The 16,552-nt window shown below is 75.1% G+C and carries 14 protein-coding genes; all 14 read right to left on the bottom strand.

Features of this window, described 5'->3' with window-relative positions:
• Positions 1–141: 141 nt before the first annotated feature.
• The 14 genes from ACFY07_RS08180 to ACFY07_RS08115 all read right to left on the bottom strand — a co-directional run bounded on the left by ACFY07_RS08180 (position 142) and on the right by ACFY07_RS08115 (position 16,502).
• Complete coding sequence (locus tag ACFY07_RS08180; RefSeq protein WP_390867905.1) at positions 142–399, bottom strand: hypothetical protein; 258 nt, start codon at positions 397–399, stop codon at positions 142–144.
• Entirely contained in the window at positions 396–1,889 is a 1,494-nt protein-coding gene (gene gatA, locus ACFY07_RS08175) for an Asp-tRNA(Asn)/Glu-tRNA(Gln) amidotransferase subunit GatA (RefSeq protein WP_230650905.1), read from the bottom strand. Before gatA ends, ACFY07_RS08180 begins: the two co-directional genes overlap by 4 nt.
• Positions 1,890–1,891: 2 nt before the next feature.
• The gene (gene gatC, locus ACFY07_RS08170) at positions 1,892–2,188 is read right to left on the bottom strand and encodes an Asp-tRNA(Asn)/Glu-tRNA(Gln) amidotransferase subunit GatC (protein ID WP_230650904.1); all 297 of its coding nucleotides are present in this window, start codon (positions 2,186–2,188) and stop codon (positions 1,892–1,894) included.
• 434 nt (positions 2,189–2,622) lie between these two features.
• Positions 2,623–4,344, bottom strand: coding sequence for a bifunctional diguanylate cyclase/phosphodiesterase (locus ACFY07_RS08165; protein WP_304944794.1), 1,722 nt, complete (start codon positions 4,342–4,344; stop codon positions 2,623–2,625).
• A gap of 364 nt (positions 4,345–4,708) precedes the next feature.
• Positions 4,709–7,153: an NAD-dependent DNA ligase LigA gene (ligA, locus tag ACFY07_RS08160; RefSeq protein ID WP_390867903.1), complete on the bottom strand. Its 2,445-nt coding sequence runs from the start codon at positions 7,151–7,153 to the stop codon at positions 4,709–4,711.
• 25 nt (positions 7,154–7,178) lie between these two features.
• Positions 7,179–8,198 carry a methionine synthase gene (locus tag ACFY07_RS08155; protein WP_390867902.1) on the bottom strand — a complete coding sequence of 340 codons (1,020 nt, stop codon included), beginning with the start codon at positions 8,196–8,198 and terminating at the stop codon, positions 7,179–7,181.
• Positions 8,199–8,392: 194 nt separating this feature from the next.
• Positions 8,393–9,082, bottom strand: a complete 690-nt coding sequence (locus ACFY07_RS08150; protein ID WP_230650901.1) for an SDR family oxidoreductase — start codon at positions 9,080–9,082, stop codon at positions 8,393–8,395.
• 66 nt (positions 9,083–9,148) lie between these two features.
• Entirely contained in the window at positions 9,149–9,688 is a 540-nt protein-coding gene (locus tag ACFY07_RS08145) for a TIGR00730 family Rossman fold protein (protein WP_390867901.1), read from the bottom strand.
• Positions 9,689–9,836: 148 nt separating this feature from the next.
• Positions 9,837–11,015 (bottom strand): tRNA 2-thiouridine(34) synthase MnmA, encoded by a 1,179-nt coding sequence (gene mnmA, locus ACFY07_RS08140; protein WP_390867900.1) that lies wholly within the window; start codon positions 11,013–11,015, stop codon positions 9,837–9,839.
• Between the two features lie 25 nt (positions 11,016–11,040).
• The gene (locus tag ACFY07_RS08135) at positions 11,041–12,228 is read right to left on the bottom strand and encodes a cysteine desulfurase family protein (protein ID WP_390867898.1); all 1,188 of its coding nucleotides are present in this window, start codon (positions 12,226–12,228) and stop codon (positions 11,041–11,043) included.
• Positions 12,229–12,443: 215 nt separating this feature from the next.
• Complete coding sequence (locus tag ACFY07_RS08130) at positions 12,444–13,103, bottom strand: trimeric intracellular cation channel family protein (protein ID WP_230650895.1); 660 nt, start codon at positions 13,101–13,103, stop codon at positions 12,444–12,446.
• Between the two features lie 103 nt (positions 13,104–13,206).
• Positions 13,207–14,304 carry an ABC transporter ATP-binding protein gene (locus ACFY07_RS08125; protein ID WP_390867897.1) on the bottom strand — a complete coding sequence of 366 codons (1,098 nt, stop codon included), beginning with the start codon at positions 14,302–14,304 and terminating at the stop codon, positions 13,207–13,209.
• 111 nt (positions 14,305–14,415) lie between these two features.
• Positions 14,416–15,501, bottom strand: a complete 1,086-nt coding sequence (locus ACFY07_RS08120) for an ABC transporter ATP-binding protein (RefSeq protein ID WP_390867896.1) — start codon at positions 15,499–15,501, stop codon at positions 14,416–14,418.
• Complete coding sequence (locus tag ACFY07_RS08115; RefSeq protein ID WP_230650886.1) at positions 15,498–16,502, bottom strand: ABC transporter permease; 1,005 nt, start codon at positions 16,500–16,502, stop codon at positions 15,498–15,500. Before ACFY07_RS08115 ends, ACFY07_RS08120 begins: the two co-directional genes overlap by 4 nt.
• Positions 16,503–16,552: the final 50 nt, after the last annotated feature.

Here is a 16,552-nt window from a genome sequence, read left to right as displayed (position 1 = left end):
ATCCGGGGGTGGTCCGCCCCCTGGGCCCCCCCCAACTCCACATGCTACCCCCCCCACACCGCGCCCACTACTCCCCTACCCGGTAATGGTGCGGGGGGCGCGGCCGGGGCCCCGGGGCCCCCGCCCGGCTCCGGCGGGGCCTCAGCCCAGCAGGACGTCGTCGTCGCCCAGCTGCTTCAGCTCGCGGATCAGCAGCGCGGTGCTGGTGACCAGCGCGACGGCGGCGATCACCGCGTTGACCAGCTTCAGGGTGTCGCTGTCCCCCCGGGCCTTCTTGACATCGCGGAGGATGCCGAGGGCGCCGAAGGCGCTGCTGCCGATGCCCAGGTACAGGCCGGGGCGGGAGTGCTTGAAACCCTTGAGCTGCGCGGCCTTGCCGCCCTTCGAGGAACTGCTCACAGTGCCGGTGCCTCCTCCAGCAGGGGGTGTCCCCACTTCTCGGTGAATGCGGCCTCGACGGCGCCGCCCACCCGGTAGAGGCGGTCGTCCGCCATCGCGGGAGCGATGATCTGCAGGCCGACCGGGAGATTGTCCTCCGGGGCCAGACCGCACGGCACGGACATGGCCGCGTTGCCGGCGAGGTTCGACGGGATGGTGCAGAGGTCCGCCAGGTACATCGCCATCGGGTCGTCGGCGCGCTCGCCGATCGGGAAGGCGGTGGTGGGGGTGGTCGGCGAGATCAGCACGTCCACGCCGGCGAAGGCCGCGTCGAAGTCGCGGGAGATCAGCGTCCGCACCTTCTGCGCCGAGCCGTAGTAGGCGTCGTAGTAGCCGGAGGACAGGGCGTAGGTGCCCAGCATGATCCGGCGCTTGACCTCGGGGCCGAAGCCCGCCTCGCGGGTGAGGGCGGTGACGTCCTCGGCGGAGCGGGTGCCGTCGTCGCCGACCCGCAGGCCGTAGCGCATGGCGTCGAAGCGGGCCAGGTTGGAGGAGGCCTCGCTCGGCGCGATCAGGTAGTAGGCGGGCAGCGCCAGGGTGAACGACGGGCAGGAGACCTCGACGACCTCGGCGCCCAGCCCGCGCAGCAGCTCCACGGCCTCGTGGAAGCGCTGCATCACGCCGGGCTGGTAGCCCTCGCCGCCGAACTCCTTGACCACGCCGACGCGCATGCCGCGGACGTCGCGCATCCGCGCCGCCTCGACCACCGGCGGGACCGGCGCGTCGATGGAGGTGGAGTCCAGCGGGTCGTGGCCGGCGATGGCCTCGTGCAGCAGCGCCGCGTCCAGCACGGTGCGGGCGCAGGGGCCGCCCTGGTCCAGGGAGGAGGAGAAGGCGACCAGGCCGTAGCGGGAGACCGCGCCGTAGGTCGGCTTCACGCCGACGGTGCCGGTGACGGCGCCGGGCTGGCGGATGGAGCCGCCGGTGTCGGTGCCGATCGCCAGCGGCGCCTCGAAGGCGGCGAGCGCGGCGGAGGAGCCGCCGCCGGAGCCGCCGGGGATGCGGGAGAGGTCCCACGGGTTGCCGGTGGGGCCGTAGGCGCTGTTCTCGGTGGAGGACCCCATGGCGAACTCGTCCATGTTGGTCTTGCCGAGGATGACGACGCCGGCCTCCTTGAGGCGGCGGGTGAGCGTCGCGTCGTACGGCGGCACCCAGCCCTCGAGGATCTTCGAGCCGCAGGTCGTGGGGACGCCCTTGGTGGTGAAGACGTCCTTGAGCGCGAGCGGGACGCCGGCCAGCGGGCCCAGCTCCTCGCCCCGCGCGCGCCTGTCGTCCACGGCGCGGGCGGCGGCGAGGGCGCCCTCGGTGTCGACGTGCAGGAAGGCGTGGACCTTCTCGTCGACGGCGGCGATGCGGTCCAGGTGCGCCTGGGCCACCTCGACGGCGGAGACGTCGCCGGAGGCGACGGCCGCGGCGGTCTCGGCGGCGGTGTACCGGGTCAGGTCGGCCATGGTCAGTCCTCCCCGAGGATCTGCGGGACGCGGAAGCGCTGCTCCTCCGACGCCGGGGCGCCGGCCAGGGCCTCGGCGGGGGTCAGCGACGGCCGCACCTCGTCGGCGCGCATGACGTTGGTCAGCGGCAGCGGGTGGGAGGTCGGCGGGACGTCCTGTCCGGCGACCTCGGAAACGCGGGCGACCGCGCCGATGATCACGTCGAGCTGCTCGGCGAAGTGGTCGAGCTCTTCGTCCTTCAGCTCAAGACGCGACAGCCGGGCGAGGTGGGCGACCTCCTCGCGCGTGATGCCAGGCATGCAGCGATCCTCAAGGGTGAGTTCTGGTGAGGCCGGTCGCGGGGAACGGCCCGGACGGCGGCCTGCGCGGCCTGTCCGTCCTCTTGCTCTGTGGTTGCTCTGTGGACCCCATCCTATGGCCCCGCGGGGGGTCGGGCGGGCGGACACCGGACGGGCGGCCGGGGCGCGGACGCGGACGCGGGCCGCCGTGCGCGGGCCGCGGGCGTCGCGGGGCGCCCCGCCGGGGCGGCGGCGGACGGCCGGGGAGGCGGGCCGCGGGGCGGCGGCGGACGGCCGCGGCGGCGGGGGCGTGATGTGCGAGGCGCAAGGCGCGGCAGCAGCAGCGGGTGCCGGTGCGGACCGGGCGGGGCCGGCACCCGGTGGCGGGCACGCCGCGGGGCCGGGAGGCAGGGGTGCAGGGACGGGGCCACCGGGGCAGGGCCACCGGTGCGGGGCTACGCGGGCGGGGCCTGGGCGGCGGGGTCCGGCGGCAGCAGCGGCTCCTGGGGCAGGGCCGGTACCGGCGGCGGGGCGGCGGGGGCCACCAGCTCCGGCGCCGGCGCGGCGGTGCGCCGCACCCGCAGCCAGGCGGAGGCCTGGTCGGCGGGGAGGGCGGCGGAGACCAGCCAGCCCTGCACCGCGTCGACGCCCATGCCGTGCAGCCGCTCCCAGGTCTCGTCGTCCTCCACGCCCTCGGCGACCACGGTCAGGCCGAGCGAGTGGGCCAGCTGGACCGAGCAGCGGACCACCGCCGCGTCGTGGGCGTCGGCGACCATCCGGGAGACGAACGACCGGTCGATCTTGAGCTCGCCGACGGGGAGGCTGCGCAGCCGCACGAGGGAGGAGTGGCCGGTCCCGAAGTCGTCCAGGGACATGCCGACCCCGTAGCGGCGCAGCTCGTCCAGGGTGTCGGCGGCACGGTGCGAGTCGTCCAGCAGCATCCGCTCGGTGATCTCCAGCTGGAGGGCCTGCGGCGGCACGGCCGCGCGGGCGAGGCGGTCGGCGACACCGGCCGCGAAGCCCGGGGTGAGCACGTCGCGGGGCGAGACGTTGACCGCGACCTGCACCTCCAGGCCCTGGGAGCGCCACTCGGCGAGCTGGTGGACGGCGGCGTCCAGGACGTAGTCGGTGAGGCGGGGCATCAGGCCGCTGGACTCGGCCAGCCCGACGAACTCCTCCGGGCTGATCCGGCCCCGGCCGGGGCGCTCCCAGCGCAGCAGCGCCTCCAGGCCGACGACACGGCCGTCGAAGGCGACCTTCGGCTGGTAGTGGAGCTCGACCTCGCCCGCCTCCAAGGCGCGCCGCAGGTCGCCGAGCAGGCCCACGCGGACGGGCGTGTCGGCATCGCGCTCCTGGTCGTACACCTCCACGCCGGTGCGGCCGCGCTGGGCGTGCCCCATGGCGACGTCGGCGCGGCGCAGCAGGGACTCGGCGTCGGGGGCGTGGTCGGGGAAGATGCAGACGCCGGCACTGGCCTCCAGCACCACGAGCAGGCCGTCGACCCGGCTGGGGGCGGCGAGTTCGGCGATCAGGGCGCGGGCGAGGCGCTGCAGGGTGACCGCGCACCCCACGCCGGGGAGCAGGACGGCGAACTCGTCTCCCCCCATGCGGGCGACGACGGCGCGGCTGACGCCCTGCACCGGGGGCGGGAGCACGGAGAAGGGGTCGTCGGAGCGGCGGCGGCCGCGGCCGGTCCGCGGCTCGGCGGGGAGCAGGCCGCCGCTGCTGAGGGCGGCGTGCAGCCGGCGCGAGATCTGGACGAGGAGCCGGTCGCCGGCGGAGTGGCCCAGGGTGTCGTTGAGCGACCGGAAGCGGTCGAGGTCGAGCAGGATCAGCCCGACCCGGCCGGCGGGGTCGGCGGGCGGGGCGGTGCTGCCGTCGGCGATGGCGGCCCGGGCGGCCAGCAGCAGCGCCTGGCGGTTGGGCAGGCCGGTGAGCGGGTCGGTGAGCTGGTCGCGGGCCCGGTCGCGGGCGATCCGCCAGGCGGCGACGAGGACCGCGAGCGGCACCGCGAAGAGCGGCAGCAGCTCCGCCTCGTACCGGCCGACCAGCAGGGCGAGCGGTATGAGGGGCGCGGCGCCCGCGAGCAGGATGCCGAGCAGCAGTGCCGCACCCGTCAGCCCCTGGGCAGGGTGGGGGGTGTCCCCCCGGGGGTGCCGTTCCGTGCGCAGTTCCATGCGCGCTTCCTCCGTCGGTCCCCGCCCCGCCTGGCCGCCCCTCCGTGCCCGCGCTGCCGTCCGACGCCGGCCGCCGCCCGGTGCGGGGACCGCACGTCTCCCCTGCCGCGGCCCTGTCGGGCGGCACCGGCGCACGTCCGAGGGTCTCCCCGCGGTGCGAGCGGTGGGTGCCTCGCCTGATTGTCCGCGCGCGACAGCGCCGTCGCCGCGGCCCCGCTCGCGCGGGCAGGCTGCGTCCCAGGGTAAGTCCACGCCGGGAGGAGGGGCAGGGTTTCGGACATGCGAACCCGCGCCGTTGTGCGGGAGACCCCCCGGAGACCGGTCCATGCCAACGGGATCCGGCCACCGGAGGGGTGACGTCCGGTCAGTCCTGCGGCTGCCCCTCCGGAACGGGGTCCGGCGAGGGGGCCGCCGCGGAGTCCTGCGCGGCGGCGTCCTGTGCGGGGTCCTGTGCGGCGGCGTCCTCCCGGGGGTCGCCGTCTCCGGGGGAGCCCTGCGCGGCGGCCTCGCCGGAGGCGCCCCCGGCCCCGGCCTCCGCCCCGGCCCCGACGGGCTCCTTCTTCCTCGGGGCCCGTTTCCTCGGGGCCGCCTTCGCAGCCTCGGCCTCCTCCCCCACGGGCAGGCCGAGCCGGATGCGGGCGGCGTCGGACCCCTGCTCCAGCAGGACCGCGAAGCCGTCGTCGTCCAGGACGGGCAGGCCGAGCTCCACGGCCTTGTCGTACTTGGAGCCGGGGTTGTCGCCCACGACCACGAAGTCGGTCTTCTTCGACACCGACCCGGTGACCTTGGCCCCGCGCGACACCAGGGCCTCCTTGGCGCCGTCGCGGGTGTGGGAGGCCAGGGTGCCGGTGACCACCACGGTGAGGCCGGCCAGCAGGTCGGACCCCTCGCTCCCGGCGGCGTCCTCGGTGAAGCGGACGCCGGCCCGCCGCCACTTCTCGATGATCTCCCGGTGCCAGTCCTCCGCGAACCACTGCGTGATGGAGGCGGCGATGGTCGGGCCGACGCCCTCGGTGGCGGCCAGCTCCTCCTCGCTCGCCGCCGCGATGCGGTCGAGGTCGCGGAACTCGCGGGCCAGCGCCTGGGCGGCGACCGGTCCCACGTGGCGGATGGAGAGGCCCGCGATGATCCGGGCGAGCGGCCGCTCCTTGACGGCCTGCAGGTTCTCCAGCAGGGCGGTGGCGGTCTTCTTCGGCTCGCCCTTGAGGTTGGCGAAGAAGGTGACGACCTTCTCCTCGCCGGTCTTCGGGTCCCGCTTGGGCAGGCCGGTGTCGGGGTCGCGGACCACGGCCTTGATGGGCAGCAGCTGCTCGACCGTCAGGTCGAAGAGGTCGCCCTCGTCCCGCAGCGGCGGCTCGGCGGGCTCCAGCGGCTGGGTGAGGGCGGTCGCCGCGACGTAGCCCAGCGCCTCGATGTCGAGGCACTTCCGGCTGGCCAGGTAGAAGATCCGCTCGCGCAGCTGGGCCGGGCAGGAGCGGGCGTTGGGGCAGCGCAGGTCGACGTCGCCCTCGGACATCGGCCGCAGCGGCGTGCCGCACTCGGGGCACGCGGACGGCATCACGAACTCCCGCTCGGTGCCGTCGCGCAGGTCCACCACCGGGCCGAGCACCTCGGGGATGACGTCGCCCGCCTTGCGGAGCACCACGGTGTCGCCGATCAGCACGCCCTTGGCCTTGACGACGTCCTGGTTGTGCAGGGTGGCGTACTCGACCTCCGAGCCGGCCACCGTGACCGGCTCCATCACCGCGTACGGGGTGCAGCGGCCGGTGCGGCCGACGTTGACCCGGATGTCCAGCAGCCGGGTGTTGACCTCCTCCGGCGGGTACTTCCAGGCGATGGCCCAGCGGGGCGCCCGGGAGGTGGCGCCGAGGCGGCCCTGCAGCGCCACCTCGTCGACCTTGACGACCACGCCGTCGATCTCGTGCTCCACCGAGTGCCGGTGCTCGCCGAAGTGGGCGACGAAGTCCTTGACCTCGGCGAGGGTGCGCACGGCCTTGTTGTGGCGGGCCGTGGGCAGGCCCCACGCGCGCAGCATGTCGTAGGCGTGCGACTGGCGGTCGATCGCGAAGCCCCGGCGGGCGCCGATGCCGTGGACCACCATGTGCAGCGGCCGGGTCGCGGTGATCCGGGGGTCCTTCTGCCGCAGGGACCCGGAGGCGGAGTTGCGCGGGTTGGCGAAGGGCTTGTCCCCCGCCGCGACCAGCGAGGCGTTGAGCTGCTCGAACTCCTCGGTGGGGAAGTAGATCTCGCCCCGGACCTCCACCAGCTCGGGCACGGGGTGCCCGGCGTCGCCGCGCAGCCGGTCCGGGATCTCGGCGATGGTGCGGACGTTGGCCGTGACGTCCTCGCCGGTGCGGCCGTCGCCGCGGGTGGCGGCGCGCACCAGCCGGCCGTCCTCGTACACCAGGCTGATGGCGGTGCCGTCGACCTTGAGCTCGCACAGGAAGTGGTACTCCTGGTCGCCGAGCTCGCGGGCGACGCGGTCGCCCCAGGCGTCCAGCTCCTCCCCGGTGAAGGCGTTGTCCAGGCTGAGCATCCGCTCCAGGTGCGCGACCTCGGCGAACTCGTTGGAGTACGTGCCGCCGACCTTCTGCGTGGGCGAGTCGGGCGTGCGCAGCTCCGGGTAGCGCTCCTCGATGCCCTCCAGCTCCCGCATCAGGGCGTCGAACTCGGCGTCGCTGACGACGGGCGCGTCCCTGACGTAGTAGCGGAAGCGGTGCTCCTCGATCTCCTGCGCCAGCACGACGTGGCGCTCGCGGACGTCCGCCGGCGCCCCCGCCGGGTCCGCGACCCTGCCGTCACCCGCCACGCGGGCCTCCCTCACCTCGATGCGCCTACTCGGGCGTGTCCGCCAGGCTCCGGGCCGCCATGACGCTCCGTGACAGCGCACGGCGGGCGTAGGCGGGGGAGGCCCCCGCGAGCCCGCAGCTCGGCGTCACCACGACACGGCGGGCCAGGGACTCCGGGGCGAACCCCAGCCTGCGCCACAACCTCCTGACGACAGCGACACTACCGGCAGGGTCCGACAACGGGGCGTCGGTGCCCGGCAGGACCCCGGCGAGGAGCACGGTGCCGGCCTCGACGGCCTCCCCGACCGCGTCGTCGTCACGCTCGGTCAGCAGGGACGCGTCGAGGGAGACCGCGGCGGCGCCCGCCCGGCGCAGCAGGGCGATCGGCACCCCGGGGGCGCAGCAGTGCACCGCGACCGGGGCGTCGACGGCCCCGACGACCTGGCGCAGGACGTCCTCGGCGACCTGCCGGTCCACCGCCCGCAGCCGCTGGAAGCCGCTGGCCGTGGGCACCTGCCCGGTCAGCACGGCGGGCAGTGAGGGCTCGTCGAGCTGGAGCACCACCTCGGCGCCGGGCACGCGGCGCCGCACGTCGACGAGGTGGCGGCGCAGGCCCTCGGCGAGCGAGCCGGCCACGTCGCGGCAGGCGCCGGGGTCGGCGAGCGCCTTCTCGCCGTGCTTCAGCTCGATCGAGGCGGCGAGCGTCCACGGCCCCACGGCCTGGACCTTCAGCGGCCCGGACCGGCCCTGGGTGAACTCCTCCAGGGCGTCGAGGTCCTCGACCAGCCAGGAGTGGGCGCGCCGGGTGTCGCGGCCGGGCCGGTCGGCGAACCGCCAGCCGGACGGCTCCACCTGCGCGTACAGCTCCACCAGCAGTCCGGCGCCGCGCCCGACCATGTCGGCGCCCGGCCCGCGGGCGGGCAGCTCGGGCAGGTGCGGCAGCGCCTCCAGCTCGCCGACGACGGTCCGCACGGCCTCCCGCGCGTCGGTGCCGGGCATCGAGCCGACACCGGTGGCGGCGGCCTCCAGTTCGGGGAAGGGGTGCTCAGCGCTCTCAGTGGTCACGTCGGAAGGGTACGAGACGCGGGGCCCGCCGCCGTCCGCCCGGGCGGTCGCGTGCCGTTCCCGCAGCGGCCGGGGCCGGGGGTCCTCCCGGCAGACCCTCCCGGGGGGCCTGGGCGGCACGGACGGCGGGGGCGGCCGCGCGGCGCCGGGACGCGGCCCCGTCCCGGAGGTGCCGCCGGCCGCAGGCGCGCCCGTCAGCGGCCCGGGCGGACCGTCACGTCGGTGATCTCCGCGTCGCGCGGCAGGTCGAGGGCGGTGAGCACGGTCGCGGCCACCGACTCGGGGTCGATCCAGGCCGCGGGGTCGTAGGCCCTGCCCTCCTGGGCGTGGACCTTCTCCTGCATGGGCGTGGCCGTGCGGCCCGGGTAGACGCTGGTCACCCGCACGCCGTTGCCGTGCTCCTCCTCGCGCAGGGCGTCGGCGAGCGCCCGCAGCGCGAACTTGCTGGCCGCGTAGGCGCTCCACTGGGCGTTGGCCCGCAGCCCGGCGCCGGAGTTGACGAAGAGGACGCGGCCGCGGGCCTGCCGCAGCGAGGGCAGCAGGAGCCGGGTGACCTCGGCGGGGGCGACCGTGTTCACGGCGAGGGTCTGCTGCCAGACCTTGGGCGGCAGCTCCCCCACCGGTCCCAGCTCGACGACGCCCGCCACGTGGACCAGGGAGTCCAGCTCCACCGGGAGCTCCTGGTGGCCGAAGGCCCAGGAGAGCCGTTCGGGCTCGGCGAGGTCGCCGACGAGCGTGCGGCTGCCGGGGAACCGCTCGCGCAGCTCCTTGGCGCGCCGGGCGTCCCGCGCCAGCAGCCACAGCTCGTCGCCGCGCCCGGCCAGCCGCCGGGCGACCGCCGCGCCGATGCCGGACCCTGCCCCCGTGATCAGATGTGTTGCCATGGGCCGATTCCTACCACGGCCCGCTCCCCGCCGGTGCGCGGAGGGGGCGGTCCGGGGGCGGACGGCTCAGCCCGCCGTGGCGGCGGCCTCCAGGTCGGCCAGGGCGGTGGCGGGGTCCTCGGCGAAGAGGGCCAGCTCGTCCAGCGGCAGGGGCAGGAAGCCCTCGGCGTCCATCCGCTGCAGCTGGCTGCGCAGGCCGTCGTAGAAGCCCTCGCTGTCGAGGACCACGACCGGCTTGGCGTGCAGGCCGTGCTTCTTCAGCTCCAGCACCTCGGTGAGCTCGTCGAGCGTGCCGAGGCCGCCGGCGAGCACCACGACCGCGTCGGCGCGGGCGAGCAGCGCGGCCTTGCGCTCGGCCAGGTCGCGGGTGGTCACGAGCTCGTCGGCGCCCTGGTAGGCCTTGTGGGCCAGCAGCTCGACGGAGATGCCGACCAGGCGGCCCCCGGCGGCCTTGACGCCGTCGGCGAGGACGCCCATCAGGCCGGCGTGGGAGCCGCCCCAGACGAGGGTGTGGCCGCGCTCGCCGAGCAGGGCGGCGAACTTCCGGGCCGGGGCGGTGTAGCGGTCGTCGAGGTCGGCGGCGGAGCAGAAGACGGTGATGTCCATGGTGCCTCCATGCGTATCACGCGCCCCCGTCCCCGGGCCACGGGGCTGCGGCGGCGGGGCCGGGGGTGCGGCGGCCGGGGCCGCCCGGCCCGCTCCGGACCCGGCCCGGCGGGGGTCAGGCCCGGCGGGGGTCAGGCCCGGCGGGGGGTCAGGCCCGGGCCGCGCTGCGCCGCTCGGTGGCGGCGATGGTGGCCGAGCCGACCACGCGCGTCCCCTCGTAGAGCACCACGGCCTGGCCCGGGGCGATCCCCCGGGCGGGCTCGGCGAGGCGCACCCGCAGCTCGCCGTCCACGAGCTCCGCGGTCACCGGCACCTCGCCGCCGTGGGCGCGCAGCTGGGCGGTGTACTCCCCCGGGCCGGCCGGGGCCGGGCCGCACCAGCGGGGGCGGATGCCGGTGAGCGCCACGACGTCCAGGGCCTCGGCGGGGCCGACCGTGACCCGGTTGTCGACCGGGGAGACGTCGAGGACGTAGCGGGGCTTCCCGTCGGCGGCGGGGCGGCCGATCCGCAGGCCCTTGCGCTGGCCGACGGTGAAGCCGTAGGCGCCCTGGTGCTCGCCGACCTTGGTCCCGTCGGTGTCGACGATGTCGCCGGGGGAGGTGCCCAGGCGCTGCGCGAGGAAGCCCTGGGTGTCGCCGTCGGCGATGAAGCAGATGTCGTGGCTGTCGGGCTTGCGGGCGACGGCGAGGTCCCGGCGCTCGGCCTCCTCGCGGATCAGCTCCTTGGGGGTGTCGCCGAGCGGGAAGAGGGCGTGGGCGAGCTGGTCGGCGTCGAGCACGCCCAGCACGTACGACTGGTCCTTGGCGGCGTCGGCGGCCCGGTGCAGCTCGCGGCCGGCGGGGCCGTCCACGACGCGCGCGTAGTGGCCGGTGCAGACGGCGTCGAAGCCGAGGGCGAGGGCCTTGTCCAGCAGCGCCGCGAACTTGATCTTCTCGTTGCAGCGCAGGCACGGGTTGGGGGTGCGCCCGGCGGCGTACTCGGCGACGAAGTCGTCGACGACGTCCTCGCGGAAGCGCTCGGCCATGTCCCAGACGTAGAAGGGGATGCCGATCACGTCGGCGGCGCGGCGGGCGTCGCGGGAGTCCTCCAGCGTGCAGCAGCCGCGGGCGCCGGTGCGGAAGGACTGCGGGTTGGCGGAGAGGGCGAGGTGGACACCGGTCACGTCGTGGCCGGCCTCGGCGGCGCGGGCGGCCGCGACCGCGGAGTCCACGCCTCCGGACATGGCCGCCAGGACCCGCAGGCGGCGCCCGCCGCCGGGGCCGGCCGGCCCGTCCGCTCCGGGCAGGGCCGCGCCGGGCCTGCTGCCCGTACCAGGAAAGTCGCTCATGATGCCCACCAGGGTACGGGCCGGTTCAGCGCCGTGCCGAGGCGAGGCCCGCGTTCCGGGCGCGCTCGACGACCGGGCCGATGGCCTCGGCCAGCGCCTCGACGTCCGCCGCGGTGCTGGTGTGGCCGAGCGAGAAGCGCAGCGAGGCCCGGGCCAGGTCCGGCTCGGCGCCGGCGGCCAGCAGCACGTGGCTGGGCTGGGGCACCCCGGCGGAGCAGGCGGATCCGGTGGAGCACTCGATGCCGCGGGCGTCCAGCAGCATCAGCAGGGCGTCGCCCTCGCAGCCGGGGAAGGAGAAGTGGGCGTTGGCGGGGAGCCGCCCGGCGGGGTCGGGGTCGCCGTTGAGCACGGCGTCGGGGACGGCCGCGCGGACCGCCGCGACCAGGGCGTCCCGCAGCGCGGCGGTCTCCTTGGCGTGGACGGCCTGCCGCTCCACCGCGATCCGGGCGGCGGCGGCGAAGCCGGCGGCGCCCGGCACGTCGAGCGTCCCGGAGCGGACGTCGCGCTCCTGCCCGCCGCCGTGCAGCAGCGGGACGGGGGTGAAGGCCCGGGAGAGGACGAGGGCGCCGATCCCGTACGGGCCGCCGACCTTGTGGCCGGTGACGGTCATCGCGTCGAGGCCGGAGTCGGCGAAGGACACCGGGACCTGGCCGAGCGCCTGCACGGCGTCGGAGTGCACCGGGATCCCGTACGCGTGGGCCGTCTCGACCAGCTCGGCGACCGGCTGCAGGGTGCCGACCTCGTTGTTGGCCCACATCACGGTGACCAGCGCGACCGTCCCGGGGCCGGTGCCGCCCTCGATCGCGGCGCGCAGCGCCTCGGGGTGCACCCGGCCGTACCGGTCGACCGGCAGGAACTCGACCTGCGCGCCCTCGTGGTCGCCGAGCCAGTGGACCGCGTCCAGGACGGCGTGGTGCTCGACCGGGCTGCAGAGCACCCTGGTCCGGGCGGGGTCGGCGTCGCGGCGGGCCCAGTACAGGCCCTTGACCGCGAGGTTGTCGGACTCGGTGCCGCCGCCGGTGAGGACGACCTCGCTCGGCCTGGCGCCCAGGGCCCGCGCCAGCGCCTCCCGGGACTCCTCGACGACGCGCCGGGCGCGCCGTCCCGCCGCGTGCAGGGACGACGCGTTGCCGGTGCTGCCGAGGTGCGCCGTCACGGCGCTGATCGCCTCGGGGAGCATCGGGGTGGTCGCCGCGTGATCGAGGTAGGGCATGGCCCGTCCATAGTAGGGCCAGCCCGGTCCGCGGGTGACCGCCGTACGCCGCCCGGCGGGCGGGCGGGCGCCGTCCTCGCAGGCCGGCTGCGGCAGGGCCCGCGCGCCGCCCGCCGCGGGCCCCCCTCACCCGGCCGTTACGGGGGCCGCTCCCCGGGGCCGCCCACCCGGGGCCGCTCCCCGCCGGTCACTCCCCGCAGGTCACTCCTCGCAGGTCACTCCTCGCCGGTGCGGGCGCCGTTGCGGTGCCAGGCCCGCGGGGCGCGCCACCCGTACCGGAGCGCCAGCATCCGCAGCACGAAGGCGACCAGGGCGGCCGCGGTGCCGGTGACCGGCCCGAGCGCGTCGGCCGCGATGAGCACCGCCACGAGGACGGCGGCCGCCATCGCGGGCACCGCGTAGATCTCGCGGTCCCAGCGCAGCAGGGAGGGGACCTCGTTGGCCAGCACGTCGCGGACCACGCCGCCGCCCACCGCGGTCGCCACGCCCAGCGCCACCGAGGCGACCGCGCCCAGCCCGTAGTCGTGGGCCTTGGCGGTGCCGGTGACCGCGAAGAGGCCGAGGCCGAGGGCGTCCAGGGACTGCACGGTCCAGGTGATCCGCTCCACCTCGGGGTGGAGGAAGAAGACGACGACCGCGGCGGCGAGCGGCGTGAAGAAGTAGCCGGTGTCGGTGAAGGCCGCCGGCGGCACCGCGCCGATGATCAGGTCGCGCAGCACGCCGCCGCCCAGGGCGGTGACCTCGGCGAGCATCGCGATGCCGAAGATGTCGAGGTTCTTGCGGACGGCGAGCAGGCCGCCGGAGAGGGCGAAGACGAAGATGCCGGCGATGTCGAGGGTGTGCTGGACGTCGGGGGTGAAGAGCTGCGAGGTCACCGCTCCATGGTCCACGGTGCGCCGGAGCGGCCGGAGAGGGGACCGGACGGGAGGCGGACCGGGCGGGAGGCGCGTGCGCGCATCCCGCCCGGTGTCCGTGCGGTCACCCCGCGGCCGCGGCCGCCTTCTTCTCCCCGCCCTCGCTGCCGGGGGCGTTCTCGGGGAAGTGGCAGGCCACCTGGTGGCCCGAGGCCAGGGCGACCAGCGGCGGCTCCTGGGAGGCGCACTTCTCCTGCGCCTTCCAGCAGCGGGTGCGGAACCGGCAGCCGCTGGGCGGGTTGATCGGCGACGGCACGTCGCCGGTGAGCAGGATGCGCTCCCGCTTGGTCCTGCGCCGGGGGTCGGGCACCGGCACGGCCGACATCAGCGCGTTGGTGTACGGGTGCATCGGCCGGGAGTACAGGGCGTCCCGGTCGGCCAGCTCCACGATCTTGCCGAGGTACATCACGGCGACGCGGTCGGAGACGTGCCGGACCACCGACAGGTCGTGCGCGATGATCATGTAGGTGAGGCCGAGCTCCTTCTGGAGGTCGTCCAGCAGGTTGACCACCTGCGCCTGGATGGAGACGTCCAGCGCGGAGACCGGCTCGTCCGCCACGACCATCTTCGGCTTGAGCGCCAGGGCGCGGGCGATGCCGATGCGCTGCCGCTGGCCGCCGGAGAACTCGTGCGGGTAGCGGTTGTAGTGCTCCGGGCTGAGCCCGCAGAGCTCCAGCAGCTCCTGCACGGCCTTCTTCACGCCGGCCTCGGTCTGCACCTTCTGCAGCCGGAAGGGGGCGCCGACGATGGTGCCGATGGTGTGCCGCGGGTTGAGCGACGAGTACGGGTCCTGGAAGATCATCTGGATGTCGCGGCGCAGCGGCCGCATCTTCGCGGTGGACAGGTGCGTGATGTCCACGCCCTCGAACTCGATCGTCCCGGCGGTCGGCTCCATCAGCCGGGTGACCAGCCGGCCGGTGGTCGACTTGCCGCAGCCGGACTCGCCCACCACGCCCAGGGTCTCGCCGGGCGCGACGGAGAAGTCGACCCCGTCCACCGCCTGCACGGCCCCGGTCTGGCGGCGCAGCAGCCCCTTGTGGATGGGGAAGTGCTTCGTCAGCCCGGTCACCTTGAGCAGCGGCTCGCGCTCGGAGGCGGGTGCGGGTGCGGGCGCCGGTACCGCCGCCGCAGCCTCCGCAGCGGTGTCGCTCTCATCAGCCATGGTTGTTCTCGTCTCCTCGGAAGTCGGGCCGGCCGTGCGGTCCGACGTGGTGCCGCGTGTGGTGCTGGCCGGCCCCGCCGGCCCGTGGCCGGCGAGGCCGGGACCCGGCCGTCAGAGCCGGGGTGCGATCTCCTCGGCGAAGATGCGGTGCCGGGTCTCGGCGGGGAGGTGGCAGGCCGCCCGGTGCCCGGGCGCCGCCTCGACCAGCTCGGGGACCTCGCTGGTGCAGCGCCCCTCGTTCCGGTCGGCGTACGGGCAGCGCGGGTTGAAGGCGCAGCCGGACGGCAGGTTGATCAGGCTGGGCGGGCTGCCCTTGACGGGGATCAGCCGGTCCTGGAGGTCCCGGTCGATGCGCGGCATCGAGCCCAGCAGGCCCCAGGTGTAGGGGTGCTCGGGCTTGTCGAAGAGGTCGGCCGCCGGGCCCTTCTCGACGCACTTGCCGCCGTACATCACCAGGATGTCGTCGGCCAGCTCGGCCACCACGCCGAGGTCGTGGGTGATGATGATCACCGACGAGCCGAACTCCTTCTGCAGGTCGCGGATGAGGTCCAGGATCTGCGCCTGGACGGTGACGTCCAGGGCGGTGGTGGGCTCGTCCGCGATCAGCAGGGAGGGGTCGTTGGCCAGCGCCATCGCGATCATCGCGCGCTGGCGCATGCCGCCGGAGAACTCGTGCGGGTAGCTGTCCACCCGCTTGTCCGGCTGGGGGATGCCGACCCGGTCGAGCAGCTGGATCGCGTGGTCGCGGGCCTGCTGCTTCTTCGCGTCCGGGTGGTGCTGGCGGTAGCCCTCGATGATCTGGTGGCCGACCGAGTAGAAGGGGTGCATCGCGGTCAGCGGGTCCTGGAAGATCATCGCCATCTTCTGGCCGCGCAGGCGCCGCACCTCCTCGGGGGAGGCGCCGACCAGCTCCTTGCCGTCGAGCCAGATCTCCCCGCTGATCCTCGGGCCGGACTTCTTGCCGACGTTGCGGTGCAGGCCCATGACGGAGAGCGAGGTGACCGACTTGCCGGAGCCGGACTCGCCCACGATGCCCAGGGTCTTGCCGCGCTCCAGCGTGAAGCTCAGGCCGTCGACGGACTTGACCACGCCGTCGTCGGTGGGGAAGTGCACCCGCAGGTCGCGCACCGCGAGGAACTCGGAGGGCGCGTCCTTGGCGAGGTCGACGAGGGGCTCGGTGGAAGGGGTGTCGGTCATGCGAGCCTCACTCGGGGGTCGACGACCGCGTAGAGCAGGTCGACGATCAGGTTGGCCATCACGATGAAGAAGGCCGCAAACAGGGTGACACCCATGATCATGGGCAGGTCGTTCTTGGTGATGCCGTTGAGCGCGTCGTAGCCGAGGCCGTGCAGGTTGAACACGTTCTCGGTGAGGATCGCGCCGCCGAGCAGTCCGCCCAGGTCCATGCCGAACACGGTGAGGACCGGGGTCATCGTCGCGCGCATGGCGTGCTTGCCGATGACCTTGCCTTCGCGCAGGCCCTTGGCCCGGGCGGTGCGGATGTAGTCCTCGCCCAGGACGTCGAGCATGGTGGCGCGGGTGAGGCGGGCGTAGGTCGCCGCGAAGAGGAAGGCCAGCGTGATCCAGGGCAGCAGCATGTTCTGGAACCACGCCACCGGGTCGTCGGCCAGGGTCACGCCGGGATCGGACTCCGGGAGCCAGCCCAGGTTGTAGACGAAGAGGGCGGAGGTGACCAGGCCGGTGAAGTACACGGGCAGGGAGACGCCGGCGAGGGCCGTCACCATGGTCACCCGGTCGAGCACCGAGCGCTTGCGCAGCGCGGAGAGCACGCCGGTGCCGACGCCGAAGACGAGCCAGAGGGTGGCCGCGCCCGCGGCGAGCCAGGCGGTGACGGGGAAGTCGCCCGTCAGCTGGCCCCAGACGGGGGTCTGGGTCTGGGTGGAGATGCCCATGCAGGGGGCCGGGCACCAGGTGGTGTCCGGGCCGTTGTTGTACGAGCGGCCGGCGACCAGGCCCTTGAGGTACAGCCAGAACTGCTCGTAGATCGGCTTGTCCAGGCCCAGCTTGACCTTGATGCCCTCGATGGCCACCGGGTTCGCGTTCTTGCCGACGTAGCGCAGGACCGGGTCGGTGTGCTGCAGCCACGGCACCAGGAAGAAGATGCCGAAGGTGATCGTGGCGACCACCAGCAGCATGACGACCACGTTCAGGAGTCGTCGGACGATGTACAGGAGCACTGCGGTCGGCTGGCCGGCGGTGGGCCGGCCGCCCCTCGTGGGGGCGGCCG

The sequence above is a fragment of the Streptomyces sp. NPDC001380 genome, assembly GCF_042895785.1.
Lineage (GTDB): Bacteria > Actinomycetota > Actinomycetes > Streptomycetales > Streptomycetaceae > Peterkaempfera.
This window is presented reverse-complemented; position numbering and strand designations above follow the sequence as displayed.